We start from the raw sequence: 15,552 nt of genomic DNA on the forward strand, positions 1-15,552 counted from the left end.
AATGAAAGTAGGCGTATTTGGTAGTGAGTATCAGACGGACAAACAACAGGTCATCAAGAACGTGTTTGACAAGTTGGATACTCTGAAAATGGAAATCTATATCGAAAGCGGTTTCTATTCTTTCCTGACGGATATCTTGGGGTACGATCCCCCGGTCAATGGTTTGTTACTTGACGAAACTTATCAGCTGGATATCGCTTTAAGCATTGGAGGCGACGGAACCTTGTTGCATACGGCTGCTAAGATCGGGAAGCAGAATATTCCTATCCTGGGCATCAATACCGGAAGGTTGGGTTTCCTCGCCGATGTCGGGGGAAATGAAATTAATGAGACGCTGGACGAGATTTCCCATGGGCATTACAAGGTAGAGGAACGTACCCTGCTTCGTCTGGTGACGGAAGACCGGGTGTATCCCGGGCATAATTATGCCTTGAACGAAATAGCTATTTTGAAGCGGGATACCTCATCGATGATTACAATTCATACGTTTTTGAACCACGAATACTTGACTTCCTACCAGGCTGACGGTTTGGTGATTGCCACTCCGACCGGCTCAACAGCCTATTCGATGAGTGTGAACGGCCCGATCCTGCTTCCTTCCTGCAATAATTTTGTGCTTAGCCCGGTTGCACCCCATAGTTTGAATGTGCGTCCGTTGGTCATTCCGGATTCCTATACGATTACATTAAGCGTGGAGAGCCGTACCAAATCTTTTCTGATCGCTTTGGACGGCGGTTCGGAAGTTTTCCCTGCCGGAATCCAGTTATCGGTTCGGAAGGCAAGTTATACAACGAAGATAATCAAGCGTTACAACCATACTTTTTACCAGACTTTGAGGGATAAATTGATGTGGGGAGCGGATGCAAGAATGAAATAATGTTAAAAATGAAAATTTTCTTTCTAAAAACTATGTTGAATAACATAAAATGCTTTATATTTGCAATGTGTTTTTCATGGTATTAGATTTAAGGTTAACAATGAAGATTGGTTGTCGTGATGACAACCTTTCCTTTTTTATATACATTAGAAATCCCTACACTCTATTTATTTTCATTTAATTACAAGAGAGATCGTAAAGCAAAAAACTACTGAATAACACAAAATAACCTATATTTTTAATGATATGTAGTCTTGTATTGTAGTCCGGTTCGCCATATAATTCAATATTATATAGGCAATGATCTTATTTTTATGTTTTGTATGTAACATATAGTTATTGGCACTCTAATGAAGTCTTCCGGCAAATTCTGGAAAGAAGTGGGGTATGTTTTGAAATTTGAAGTAAATTTAAATGCCGTTGGTAGAAACCGTGGAATATATGCTACTTACTTCACCGTTTACAATCTCACCAATCAAACCAAGTATGTGCAGAGCAGCAATCAAATGACTATTCCATTGTCAAACTTAAACTTACGTCAATTACCATGATTATAGTAATAGACTTTGATAGCACCTGTGTGACCCATGACTTTCCCAGAATTGGAAAAAGATATTGGTGTTGTACCGATACTGAAGGGATTAGTGGCTGCTGGCCATCAGCTTATTCTTTTTACAATGAGAAGTAATATTTTCAAATTATAATAAAAGTGAACTCAGGTCGTTTTTTACATAAAATTGAAATTATGTATAAAACACCTAGATTTATATTAAATGTCCTTGTCTTATTATATGTATCGACTATTGTTTATTCTCAAAATCAATATACTAACCAATCAGTACTTAGCGAAGGGAAATGGGTTAAATTCAAAATAGAAGAAACCGGTATTTACAAAATTACTTATGCCGAGCTTAAAAAGATGGGTTTCTCAGATCCATCTAAAGTAGCTGTATTTGGTTATGGGGGGAATATTTTAAACGAAAGTTTAAATGCAACATTTTATAATGATTTGCCAAATGTATCAATATATCAAGGTCCTGATTATATACTGTTTTATGGATTAGGTGTCATCAGATGGTATTATTCCAATTTTGTTTTTCAACACGAAAATAATCCGTATTCTACTTATGGTTGTTATTTCCTGACTGATAGCCAAACTCCCAACATCATTCAACTTTCTGATGAGTATAAGTATGATGCGGCTACTAGAGTAACGACATTTGATGATTATCTATTACATGAAAAAGAATTGGTGTCTGTTAATAATTCAGGTCGAGAATTATATGGAGAATCATTTGTTAATTCTAAACAGAGTTTTCCCTTTGGTAAAGTAGATGGTTTAATTGAAGGTACTGGATATCTTGATTATTGTTTTATTGCAAATCCGAACTATGGGACAAAACAACTATACATTGCTTATAATGGCAATCAAATTATGAATAAGTTATTGCCAAACTATAATGGATCTGCAAGTTTAAAAACCTATTGTAAGGGTACAGAGATTAAAGGTACGGTTTCATTCCCAATTACACAAAAATCAGATTTAACTTTCGATTTAACCTATTCTAGTTCCGGTGACAGAACTGCATTCCTAAACTTTTTACGTATTAACTTCCAGCGACAACTAAAAAACTATGGAGAACCATATATGTTTTTTAGAAACACACAATATTGGACAAGTATAGCAAAATATATTATTGAAAATGCAAACTCAAATACAATGATATGGAGGGTTTCAAATCCAATATCTCCTATTCAAATGACGGGAGAACTATTAGAAAATTCCTATTCCTTTATTAATACTTCTATCCAAAAAGATGAATTTGTTTTAATCCAGACAGAACAAACTTTCCCATCAATAACAGCTAAAGATGTCTCTTTAGTTCCTAATCAAAACTTACATGCTATAACTAATATTGATTACGTAATCTTGGCTCCTCCAGCTTTCAAATCAGAAGCACTAAGGCTAGCTAAAGCCCATGAAGCATATGATACTTTAAAAACTTTAGTTGTTTCCCCTGAAGAAATATATAATGAGTTCTCTAGCGGAACACCAGATGCTACAGCTATTCGCAACTTCATGAAAATGTTATATGACCAAGATAATTCACGTAAATATCTATTACTATTTGGTGATGGTACATATGATAACAGGTTTTTATCTTCAGCTTGGAAAAATATATCACAAAAATTAAAGGATAATTTCATTCTAACGTATCAAACAAAAAACTCTTTAGATGATGCATCTGAAGTCTATGAAGATTATTTTGGACAAGTAGGATATCAACCAGAACCAGAAGTTGGAGTAGGGCGTTTTCCTGTACAAACAATTACTGATGCTAAAAATGTAGTTGACAAAACTATTACGTATATCCAACCATCCAATATTGGAAAATGGAAAAACGAAGTTTTAATATTAGGAGATGATGGTGGAGGTGTAGATAGTTATGATAATATATTTACATATGAGTCTATAAGTTTAAGTAAATTGGTTCTTAATAATATGCCTCAATTAATTGTTAATCAAGGTATGTTTGATAAATATAAAAAGAATAATGCGGGACAAAGCACATATCCTGATGTTATTAAACTTATTAAAGACAAGCTGCAAAGTGGTATTTTATATATGCATTATATTGGGCATGGAAACGAAAGATCCTTAAGTGACGAAAATGTATATACTCAATACATGGCTAACAACTTGACTTATCCACATCCACCAATCTTTATTACTGCATCTTGTGATTTTTGTCCATTTGATGGAAGCACTACAACTGCTGGAGAGGATGTATTTTTAAAGAAAGGTGGAGGTGGAATTGCTCTATTTACTACGACAAGAGTAGCAATAAATAATGATAATGCATTTTTTAACACTAATATTATTAATAATATCGTCAGTGGTAATAGATATAGATTAGGTGATTTGATTGTAAAATCAAAAGGAAGTATGAATGACGTTCGAAAAATGGGTATATGTTTAATTGGAGATCCAGCCATAAAATTACCCTCATCAGATTATAATGTACAACTTACCCATATTAATAATGAGGTAATAACTGATAAAACCATTTACTTAAAGTCTCAGCAAAAAGTATCCTTAAAAGGAAGTGTTAATATCAACAGTACCTTATCATCAAATTTTAATGGATTGGTTTATATTTCCATATTTGATAATTTAACTAATTTAAAAACATATGGAAATTTTCATGATCCAATCCCCTATCAGGATTACCCCAACCTTATTTATTCGGGCAGTGCAGAAGTGAAGAATGGCGAGTTTACGGTTTCTTTCATAGTTCCAAAGGATATACAGTATTCTTCCGGAACTTCTGCTAAAATGAGTTTTTATGCTGTAGATGAAACGAACTATAAAGAAGCCAGCGGATACTTCACAAATTATATAGTTAATGGTACAGATACATCTCAAATTAAAGACACAACCCCTCCAGAGATACGTTTGGCATGTCTAAATGATACAACCTTTAGAGACGGTGGAAAAGTGAATGCCACACCCTATTTTATGGCAAAAGTCTGGGATGAGAGCGGCATCAACATTACAGGAAGCAGTATCGGACATGATATTACGCTGACTATAGACGGCTCTCCATACAAAACATACAACCTAAACGCTTATTATTCGTCATCTTTTAAGGTAGATGGAGAAGGTGAAATAGGTTTTAGCATTGCAAAACTAGATACGGGTATGCATACTGCACAATTTAAAGTATGGGATGTAATGAATAACCCAGCTGCATATAATTTTTCTTTTGAAGTGGTGGATGGGTTACGTCCTAAAATTGCAGAACTAATTGCCTTCCCATCTCCGACAAAAGAAAGTGCCACTTTTCAGTTGATTCATAATCGTATAGGTTCTAATTTAAATGTAAAATTTGAAGTGTTCGATATAACTGGTCGTTTGCAATGGAATTCGAAAGAAATAACCACTTCAGCTTCTACTGATATTTATTCTATCAAGTGGGATTTATATAATTCTGCTGGTGGAAGATTACGCCCCGGAGTATACCTATATCGGGCAATCATTTCTTCAGCTAATTCAAAAGAGGCAACAGAAACCAAGAAAATGATTATTTTAGGACATTAAAAAATCCACCAATCTTTTTAGAGCACTCGATTTTGTTCACTCTAAATTTCCATTGACCTTTGAATATTTACCCACCGATTTTTAGGATTAATCCCATATGACAAACCAGTAATTAAACCGGCAATCATTTGGTTTTCAGCATTAAGAGATAACAGGCGTAATGCGTTAATTACCTTAGGCCGTTAAATAATTAACCCGACCTCAAATGGGATCGCTTAATTATTAAAGAAAGCCTTTATCGGAGATCAATACTTTATATTATTGATTCAGAGAATTTCCCTATTTTCAAATACGTATTATATAAGTTGGAATAATAGATATGCCTGTTTGGATCAGGATTGTATATTTTTGTGAATCCTTGCTCAATGTGTTTTTGTGCCTCTTCTATATCCGGATATATTCCCGCTGCTACAGCAGCAAACATGCAAGCTCCTAACGCACACGCTTGTTCCGATTTAGCTACCTTAATCGGCATATTGAGTACATCAGATAGCGTTTGCATCACAAATGGGGATTTCAGAGAGATGCCGCCTATGGCTATTACTTCTTTTATATCTATATCGTTTTTTATAAAATGCTCGACAATGCTCCTGGAACCGAAAGCCGTCGCTTCAACCAACGCCCTGAAAACCAGAGGTGCAGTGCTGCCCAATGTCAACCCGGTAATTGTTCCTTTAAGCAACTGATTTGCGTCAGGTGTGCGACGTCCGTTAAACCAGTCGGTAGCTAAAATCATACTGTCCTCTATGTTTACTTTGGCAGCCTGCTCTGATAAAACGGGAATGATCTTATCCAAAGTTTCCGCTATCAGCTTTTCTTTTGTATCCTCATTTATAATGGAAGATTGGGATAATATATTAGTCAGAGGCCATGCCACAACTTCTTTAAACCAAGCATATAGATCGCCGAAAGCAGCTTGACCTGCTTCCAAGCCTATCATACCTGGTACCACTGACCCGTCAACCTGTCCACATATTCCTAAAATAAGCTTGTCACCTATGTCCTTATAGGGAATGACCATCACATCACACGTAGAAGTACCCATAACCCGCACAAAGGTACCCGGCTTTATGCCGGCTCCAACGGCACCCATATGACAATCTATCGCTCCGACACCGACAACCGTATTTTCCGGCAGACCAAGTCGTTCAGCCCATTCAGCAGTCAATGTGCCCACTTTTTTGTCGGATGGGAAAGTTTCTGTAAATAGATGTGATCTGAAACCGGCTAAAAGGGGAGACAAGGTCGTGAGAAATTCTTCCGAAGGAAGTCCGTCCCATAATGCGTTCCACATAGCCTTATGTCCCGCAGCACAGCGGCTTCGTATCATTTCTTCAGGTTTTGTCTTTCCTGTTAGCAAAGCGGGCATCCAGTCGCAATGTTCCGTCCAGCTATAGGCTGCTTTCCGGATAGATTCATCTTCACGTAATACATGTAGCATTTTTGACCAAACCCATTCGGAGGAATAGATTCCTCCTGAATAAGAAGTATAATCGATTTCCCATTCTTTGCACAATCTGTTTATTTCCTCGGCTTCTTTGATAGCTGTATGATCCTTCCAAAGTACAAACATAGCATTCGGGTTATCCTTAAACTCATCCAGCAAGGCTAATGGCGTGCCTTCAGTATCAGTCAACACAGGAGTAGATCCGGTCGTATCGAATGCCATGCCTACAATCTTCTCCGCCGTTCCTTCCGGTACTTTAGATAAAGCCTCTTTTACTGCTTGCTCAAAGCTCTCAATGTAGTCGAGTGGATGCTGGCGATATTGATTTTTTTGCTGATCACAATATAAACCCTGTTTCCAGCGAGGGTAATACTTAACTGAAGAAGCTATCTCTTCTCCCGATAAATTAACGATCAATGCGCGGCAACTGTCGGTGCCGTAATCGATGCCGATGATGTAGTTTGATTGCATAACTTGATATTAACGGATTATGTATAGAAACAGGCCGTAGAGGCTATGACTACGCCCTGTTTCTTTGTAAAGTTTATTTAATCACAATAGTTTGTCCTAAAGAATAAATCAAAGTAGATTCTCCATACACGGCTTCTTTCACATTGCCAACTAATTTCACTATTACATGATATTCATTTTCATCTGTAGTAGATACAGTAAAAGTAGCGGTTGTCGGTTCATTTTCCAAAGTTACAGTATAAACCCGAATCGGACTTAATATTCCCGGTTTGTATTGAAGTACCTGGATATTCACACTTAAAGGCTTGCTTATTTCGCTGGAAATATCACCCGGTATACCCCAGGTAAGAGAGGCTGTTTGTCCGGAAAGCGAGTAAGTCAAGTTAGTGACAGGAGGTAAAGAAACGCCTTCTTTAAGATCTAAAATATCCCTGTCATAACAACTGGTATACATCAGTACCATTGTCAATATCGTCAACAAATAGACTATTCTTTTCATACGATTCATATATTTTAATTAATATCCGGGATTTTGTATATAATTGCCATGAGACCAATTTATTTGAGCTTGAGGAATAGGTTTATATTCATCTCTGCCGGCAATGAAAAGGCCTTTTTCCATCCAATCTAAACGCGTCTTTTCTTTTGCAAAATAGGCGTTCATTGTTGGTTCCAGGATTCCCCACCGTAGCAAATCAAAGAATCTTCTGCCTTCGCACGCCATTTCCAGCCTGTTTTCCCATTGTAATGCTTTCATTGCAAATTCTTTCGTCCAGTTACAGTTTACGCCATCCTGATATAAACTGATTTTGTAATTTAACAAAGGAGTTCCATCCGAGAATATCAAGCGTCCGGTACTATTAGCAGCCCGTTGCCTTATCCGGTTGATTAAAGGCAATGCTTCTGTGTATCGGTCTAATTGGATCAAGCATTCTGCTTTCCATAATAAAACTTCCGCATACCGAATATTTCGCTTGTTCATTGAATTTTGAACATAGAATGGCTTACGTACGCAATCACAGTTTGGATCTACCTGTTCTTTCATAGAATTCAGATAACCGTACTGGAAAGGTGCACGGGAAGCAGTACTGTCAAAAAGTAATTGCATGTTATATTTCCATGGATGTCCCGGTACTGCTGCCGTGTGGCTGAACCGAGGATCAAACGTATTGTTATGGAAATAGTTGTTGTAATTTCCTTTAAGCTCTTCATTATTAAATGTATCAAACATCGGCAACCCATTCGGATCGGTTTTAAATGCATTCGCCAAATTATAACTTACTTTATGGAAATCGCAGCAATTAAAATGGGGAGGCCACCAGGGTGCATTTAATTCATCTCCCCAATCCACTTTCCCACTGGTGGAGCCGTCATTGATAGAGTACTGCACTTCCCAGATAGACTCCAAGGTCTGATTATCATATTCCGGAAGAAAATTTTCCGCAAAATCAGGGCATAAAGCCACCCTTTGACCTTCTTTATCGGTAATCTCGTTCAAATATGTCAGAGCCTTTTGCAATCTGTCTTTATTGATATTCACTACCTGATGCCTGTCATTCTGTTCATAAGCCATAAACAATAAGGTTTTTGCAGCCATTGCTTTTGCTGCGATTTGATTGACCCGACCTTTATCCGGCTGTTCTTCAGGTAATTTTTCTATGGCAACCTCAAAGTCTTCCAGTATTCGCTCCCAGATTTCCATATCACTGGTCATTTCGGCAGGATGATTGGAGACTCCTTCATAAACTTCGGCGGAAACTTCTACTGTTTCATCAATATACGGAATATACTTCCAGAATAATTTCATATTAAAATAAATAGAGCCCCTTAAGAATCTCATTTCCCCGATACGTACCTCCTTTTCCGGAAAGACGGAAGCATCAATTGCATTCAATTGCCGGAGGGCGGTGTTACAACGGGAAATGCCACAATAACCTAAATACCAAGGGCCGTCATTATTTCCGACATTGGACGTCACGGCTGTAAAAATTTCCATTTCATACCAGGGCGTTTGGTCTGATAGACCTCCTCCTCCCTTATAGGCGTCGTCCGAACGGATGCTCCCGTGCATCCATGGATTATGAGAAGTAGCATACCCCAGGCTCGGCATATAAGAATAAGCGGCTGTCACATATCCATCCATATTCTCCGGATCTTGTATCAAATTTTCAGACAGTACAGCTTTAGGATTAACATCTAAAAAATCACTACATCCGATCGTAAACGATAAAAAAGCTATGCTTAAAATAAAAGCATTGAATTTATTTATCTTTTTCATAATCTTCATTATTTAAAAGGTTAAATTAACTCCAAACGTCATAGTAAGAGGGATTCTGTAAGAAAATCCGGGATTTTCCGGATCCGGTCCGGTAAAATCCTTACTCTTCAATGTGAATAAATTGTGACCAGAGACATAGAGTCTCATTCGTTGCATATATATCCTATTCGCAATATTCTTGGGTACGGTATATCCTAATTCCGCCGTCCGAAGCTTCATATAAGATCCGTCTTCGATGAAATAGGTCGACATTCTTAATTCTCCATTTTCATTTCTACGGGACAAAGCCGGAATATCCGAATCTTGATTCGTTAAAGACCATGCACCTAAGATTCTTGTCGGATGGTTTTTATCATTCTGTACGGTAATATTCCAAAAGTCACTGTACTCTTTCCAAGAGTTATATACTTCCTGTCCGAAAACTCCTTGAAAATACAATGCCAAATCAAACCCTTTATACGAGGCCTCAAAATTGATACCTGCTTCGAAGTCAGGGTGTGGGTTGCCGATCCAGGTTCTATCGTAAGTCTCATCTATACGACCGTCGCCGTCCAAGTCTTTATACCGGATACGGCCCAAGCCTTTTCCTTGCTGTTCCGGAGAATTATCGACTTCTTCCTGGGTTTTGAATATTCCATCTGCGACCAATCCATAGTGTGAATTCAAAGGACGTCCGATAATGTCGTCTTTCAACCCATTTCCGCCATAAGTATATCTGACATTTTCAGGCAAACTTTTTATTTTATTTCTATACGTAGACAAAGTTCCTGTTACCGTAAACAAGAAATCAGAAGACCAGTGATTATTATAGCTGACCAGAAGCTCTATCCCTTTGTTCTCCATGTCGGCCGCATTCACCCACTGGTAACCGCCTTCTCCTAATGCTCCGATATAAGGCGGCTCATATAGCATATTATCCGTTTTCTTATAGAAATAATCAAAAGAACCTCTCAAACGCTGATCCAGAAAGCCAAAATCAAATCCTAAATTGGTCTGTTCAGTCGCTTCCCATTTTAGGTTCGGATTTCCCGTATGAATTTTGTAATATCCGGAGTACAACGTTCCATTGTCATTCCCTCCTATCGAATAAGCGGTAGCATCATATCCGGCACCATATATATTAACCAGAGCATTAGAAGGAATATTGGAATTCCCGTTCATACCCCAACTGGCACGGAGTTTTAGTTCCGAGAGCCATTTCTGATTTTCTAAAAACGCTTCGTTCTTAATCCTCCAACCCAAAGAAAAAGCAGGGAAAGTTCCCCAACGGTTATTTGTTCCGAATTTTGAAGCTCCGTCATAACGAATGGTTGCAGAAAGTAAATATTTGGAATCAAACGAATAATTTGCTTTTGCAAAATAGGATAACAAGGCTGCCTCATCCCCCCATCCAGGTTGTTCCCTAATATCACCGGTGGTCGCATCAAGATAAGCATAATCTCTATTTTCCAAATAAATGCCTGAGCGGTAAGACCTGAATCCATCATTCACATAATGATACATTTCCTGTCCGAGGAGTATGTCAAGAGAATGCTTACTCTGATTTAAATTATATATTAAAGTATTCGTCCATGTATAGTTAAATGAATGACTCTGATAATTATTAACTCCGTTTTGCGTATCGGATCTTCCTCCTCCTTCTTCCCAGGTATAATCTATGTACCTGTAAAAATAATTAGAATAATCTACGCCGAACTGAGTTTTAATATGAAGATTTTTCAAAATTGCCAAATCAAGGTAAGCGCTTCCTAATAGTTTTACAAAATTATCGTTATTATCTTTATTTATAGTCACAGACCTAACCGGATTGTTATAATCATCCATGCCGAGAGACATAGCTGTTCCACCCCATCCGCCGTCTGTTGTATAAACAGGGACAATGGAGGGCATTATAATAGAATTATACACATCGCTCTGTCCGTTAAAATTCAGATAAGAGACCGTAAAGTTTTCCCCGACCTTCAATCGATCTTTAATCAGATCATAATCACTGTTCAAACGAGTGGTATATCTTTTGAAATGTGAATGGATGGAAGTTCCCTCGTTGTTGTAATAATTAAGAGAGAATAATGATCTCGCCTTTTCTCCGCCGTTTGAAACAGTTATTTGGTGACTGGTATTGATTCCGGTCTGGGTCATTTCGTCCCACCAATCCGTATCGGCGGAAGGCATCGTTTTTTGGCTGTTCAACCATTCTACCGGACTTACTGAGTTTAGTACAGGTATACCCTCAGAATCCCTATGCCAGTCGTAATTGTATATCCGAATGGCGGTTGCCGGATCATTACCATCATTGACCGTGGCTTGCCAAATAGCTTTCCCGTATTCCAGCGTATTTAACATGTCCGGTTTATTGACCAAACTCGAGAACCCGACGTACCCATCATATTTAATACTCAGTTCTCCTTTTTTCCCTTTTTTTGTTTCAATCAAGATAACGCCGCTAGCAGCTCTGGACCCATAAATACTAGCGGAAGCCGCATCTTTTAATACCTGGATCGATTCAATATCAAGCGTATTTATATCTCTCAGGTTGATATCTACGGGTTGCCCATCGACAACAATCAGGGGAGCTGCCGAACGCATAGAGGTAATTCCCCGAATTTGTATTCCAACGTTATCAGCCGGATTCCCATCACTTGTAATATAGACTCCAGGCAGTTTTCCTTGCAATGATTTCATCACATTAGCACTTGGGTTCTGTTCAATATCTTTGGAATCAGCCATTGCTAATGATCCTGTTAAATCGGCTTTTTTCTGGGTCATATAACCTGTCTGAATTACAACTTCTTCCAGGACCTGTACATCATCTTGCAATTCAACGTTAATCACAGACCTGTTGTTAATTGTTATTTCTTGTGTTTTTTTACCGAGATAAGAAAACACAAGTACCGCAGTATTAGATCCTACATTTATTGAATACTGTCCGTTTAAATCTGTCATAGTAGCAGTAGAAGTGCCTTTTACTAAAACACTTACTCCGAGTAATGCTTCACCTCCGACTTCTGTGACTATTCCTGTTACTGTCTTAACTTGAATGGTATTTTGAGGATCATTATTTGCCTTGACCAGATTGACTATAGTCAACAGAACTAGTATACAAAGCAGAGTCTTTAACAGATTAAGATTTCTAATAATTTTTATACCTTTAATCAATTCATGATACAAATGTTTTTTCATAATAACTCATTTTTACATTTAAAATTCGAGTCTATGCTTCTTTTGTGTATATTTACCCCATAAATACAAGCGTGCCCCGATAATCATTTGATTACCGTGGGTTTTGTATCTATGATTCCAGAGATTAGAGCAATACAATGCTCTTTTCAGAATCAGTAACCTCAGAGGTTTTTCACCCTTGCAATTGTAAAAACCTCTGGTTACTGGTTCTTTACCTTTACTTATACAAAGGTCCGTACGTTTGACAAGCGCGGAAATCGGAGCCTTCTGTATCTGACCCGAATGCAGACCAGGCTGAAGGACGGAAGATTTTGTCTTCGTCGACATTGTGCATGCACACAGGGATAGAAAACATGGAAGCAAGCGAGATCAGGTCCGCCCCGATATGTCCGTAACTTATCGCGCCATGATTGGCCCCCCAATAGTTCATCACCGAATAGACATCTTTGAAACGTCCGGTTCCGGTAGTACGTGGAACAAAAAACGTTGACGGCCAGGTTTTGTCCGTTCGTTTGTCAATCTCATCAAATACATGGTCCGGAAAGGTGACTGTCCAGCCTTCTGCTAACTGAAGCACAGGACCTAGGCCTTTCACCAGGTTCAGGCGGCACATGGTGACCGGCATGCCTGCTTTGGTCAGGAACTTCGAAGAATAGCCTCCTCCACGGAAATATTCCAGTGAAGACGGTCCCCATTGAGTGGCTTTCAACATTTCATCCACCTCCTCTTCCGAAATTTCCCAGAAAGGTTTCAGGGCTGGCTTTCCGTCTTTAGATTGCTGACCGGTACCGTCCAATGTACATGATCCGGAATTGATTAGATGGATCGCTCCCTCTTTCATCCTTCCTTCAGGTTTCCATCCTGTTGCCTTTTCGATGGATTCGGCGCTCCAATAAGTACGAACGTCGGCAAATAATTGTGCCGTATTAGTCAATAGCTTACCGAATAACATCGACATGGCGTTCAGATGGTCATTTTCTGTAGCAAAGGCAAAAGGTTCACGGAGTCCGTTCCAATCGAAAGATGAATTCAAAATGGCTTCCGAGAAATCGCCGTTCGGCAGGAAGTCCGTCCACTGTCGCTGGCCCTGAAAGCCTCCGGCAATGGCGTTGTGTCCTAAAGCTTCTTCTCCGAAACCCATCTCGCCGAGCTTTTTGTTGCCGGTCATCAGATCACGCATGATCAGTGTCATTTTGACAACAAACTCCCAGTCATCGTCTTTTTGCCGGCGACTACGTTTGATCGCTTCCGGATTATGGTCGGGCAGTTCATTTACGACGCAATGCTTTTTTGTCCAAGCCAATGCCTTTCTATATTCATCCTTGTCGTAAATTTCCTGTTGTACACGGCGAAGAATCTCCGAGCAATCCACGTATTCGGTACGCATTCCAAAATATTCCTGGAGGAAATCCGGATTAACCATTGATCCTCCGATACCCATTGATACCGTTCCGATGGCCAGATAAGACTTACCGCGCAGCATGGCCACCACTAAACCGGCCTTAGCAAAACGAAGCAGTTTTTCTTTTACATCTTCCGGTATCACACTATCTCCGATATCCTGTATTTCCCGGCCGTAGATACCGAACGTAGGCAGACCTTTCTGGTTATGTGCAGCCAAGGCCGCAGCCAGGTAGACAGCCCCCGGGCGTTGGGTGCCGTTAAATCCCCAGATGGCTTTCGGGATCAACGGGTTCATATCAATTGTTTCCGAGCCGTAGCACCAGCAGGGAGTGACCGAGATACTTAGACCCACGTTTTCACGTTCGAACTTTTCTGCACAGTCGGCAGCTTCTTTAACGCCTCCGATACAAGTATCGGATATTACACACTCTACGGGAGATCCGTCGGGATAACGTAAGACTTGAATATACAACTCCGCCACACTCCGTGCCATATTCATTGTCGTTTCTTCCAGAGACTCCCGGATTCCTTTTCTCCGACCGTCTATGATCGGGCGAATGCCGATTTTCGGATAATTTACTTTTTTCATTTTTCCTCCCTATTTATTTTATTTTTCGTTTCCCCATAATTGTGGATCGTTATTCTTATTTTTTCTCCACTCATGGCGCCACCGATGGATCTCATTGACTCCAATCATCGGTTTAGGCTTTCTGAGTTCCTTACTTGGAGCCGGAGGCAAGGCGGATGCTTCGCTCTGATACCAATAAGCTACAGTCCCGATATCCAATGTCAAATTATTGTTATGTCCATGTTCGATTGTGGCTTTCAATGATTTTTCAAAATAAATCGGATCGTTGATAAAAAAGCGGTAGACATGGGTACGCCCCAACCAACCTATATCGTTATTAACCCGCGCATAACCATAATAGGGATGATAAAAGGGCTCTTTAGGACACCATGAGGTATTAAAAAAATCTTCGGTCCCCGTACCAACTAAACTTGGAAGTGCTTCCCCGTCAATATACCACATATCATCTCCTTCACCATACCACATCGGCGAAGGACTGTGTACATAATAGTTTAATCCTACAAAATGACCTTTCCCTTTAATATCGGCAAAAACATAATTATTCTTACCATCCTTATTTTCCCCTTGAAGTCCTACGAGCCCCCATTCTGTTTCCCCTTCAGGCAGAGCTTTCGTCAATTCATGGTTATACCACGCATGGAAACGCCCGAGATCTTTCGGTAATTTATCCACTTCCAGATAATCGACATAATAATAAAAAGCATCAATCGTACGCCCAGTCTGATTCTCTATCTCTATCCGGGCTCCATTCCCAAACGGCATGGAAAAGTAAGAAACGAGCCCCGTACCGTTAGTGGGGCCGGCTGCCAATGGAAAAGAGGAAAAGTTATACCGCTCATTCCATCCCTGGCCGAAGAAAGGTCCGATCGGCGATTCGACGGAAGGATAGTCTTTTCCGTCCCAATATATCCGGAGGATAATATCGTTCCGGCTAAGAACTTCGGGAACAGGCGCAATCGTAATCCATATATGCGTGATTATACCCGCTCCTTTTACATCGAAAAGAACCGCTTTTTCCCCATCTTTAATCCCGCTAAGCCGGTCTCCATTTTTCCCCGTCTTGTCATAGCTGCTGACCCGTTTGTTTTTTAATCCGCTACGGATTTTCGACAAATCATACATTTCATTTCCGAGCTCTTGAGCGATCCCGGCGATTGCAATCATCATACTGAGTATGAATATAACAGTCTTTTTCATTTGCATT

The 15,552-nt window shown here is 39.5% G+C and carries 8 protein-coding genes; 2 read left to right on the forward strand and 6 right to left on the reverse strand.

Going from position 1 to position 15,552, the window contains the following annotated elements; all coding sequences use genetic code 11:
- Window position 1 precedes the first annotated feature (1 nt).
- On the forward strand, window positions 2–877 hold the full coding sequence (locus tag BQ8014_RS04215) for an NAD kinase (RefSeq protein ID WP_080903269.1): 876 nt from the start codon (window positions 2–4) through the stop codon (window positions 875–877).
- A gap of 745 nt (window positions 878–1,622) precedes the next feature.
- On the forward strand, window positions 1,623–4,979 hold the full coding sequence (gene porU, locus BQ8014_RS04220; RefSeq protein WP_080903270.1) for a type IX secretion system sortase PorU: 3,357 nt from the start codon (window positions 1,623–1,625) through the stop codon (window positions 4,977–4,979).
- Window positions 4,980–5,232: 253 nt separating this feature from the next.
- Here porU and BQ8014_RS04225 read toward each other — a convergent pair whose 3' ends face one another.
- The 6 genes from BQ8014_RS04225 to BQ8014_RS04250 all read right to left on the reverse strand — a co-directional run bounded on the left by BQ8014_RS04225 (window position 5,233) and on the right by BQ8014_RS04250 (window position 15,545).
- A complete protein-coding gene (locus BQ8014_RS04225) occupies window positions 5,233–6,897 on the reverse strand; it encodes a ribulokinase (RefSeq protein WP_080903271.1) in 1,665 nt (554 codons plus the stop codon).
- 73 nt (window positions 6,898–6,970) lie between these two features.
- Window positions 6,971–7,396, reverse strand: a complete 426-nt coding sequence (locus tag BQ8014_RS04230; protein WP_160150030.1) for a DUF4945 domain-containing protein — start codon at window positions 7,394–7,396, stop codon at window positions 6,971–6,973.
- An 18-nt stretch (window positions 7,397–7,414) separates the two neighbouring features.
- Window positions 7,415–9,175, reverse strand: a complete 1,761-nt coding sequence (locus tag BQ8014_RS04235) for a RagB/SusD family nutrient uptake outer membrane protein (protein WP_080905809.1) — start codon at window positions 9,173–9,175, stop codon at window positions 7,415–7,417.
- A gap of 12 nt (window positions 9,176–9,187) precedes the next feature.
- Window positions 9,188–12,355, reverse strand: a complete 3,168-nt coding sequence (locus tag BQ8014_RS04240) for a SusC/RagA family TonB-linked outer membrane protein (RefSeq protein WP_080903273.1) — start codon at window positions 12,353–12,355, stop codon at window positions 9,188–9,190.
- A 217-nt stretch (window positions 12,356–12,572) separates the two neighbouring features.
- Window positions 12,573–14,348 carry an L-fucose isomerase gene (locus BQ8014_RS04245; protein WP_080903274.1) on the reverse strand — a complete coding sequence of 592 codons (1,776 nt, stop codon included), beginning with the start codon at window positions 14,346–14,348 and terminating at the stop codon, window positions 12,573–12,575.
- Window positions 14,349–14,366: 18 nt separating this feature from the next.
- Entirely contained in the window at window positions 14,367–15,545 is a 1,179-nt protein-coding gene (locus BQ8014_RS04250; RefSeq protein ID WP_080903275.1) for a glycoside hydrolase family 172 protein, read from the reverse strand.
- Window positions 15,546–15,552 lie beyond the last annotated feature (7 nt).

This window comes from Parabacteroides sp. Marseille-P3160 (assembly GCF_900162725.1).
Taxonomy (GTDB): Bacteria; Bacteroidota; Bacteroidia; order Bacteroidales; family Tannerellaceae; genus Marseille-P3160.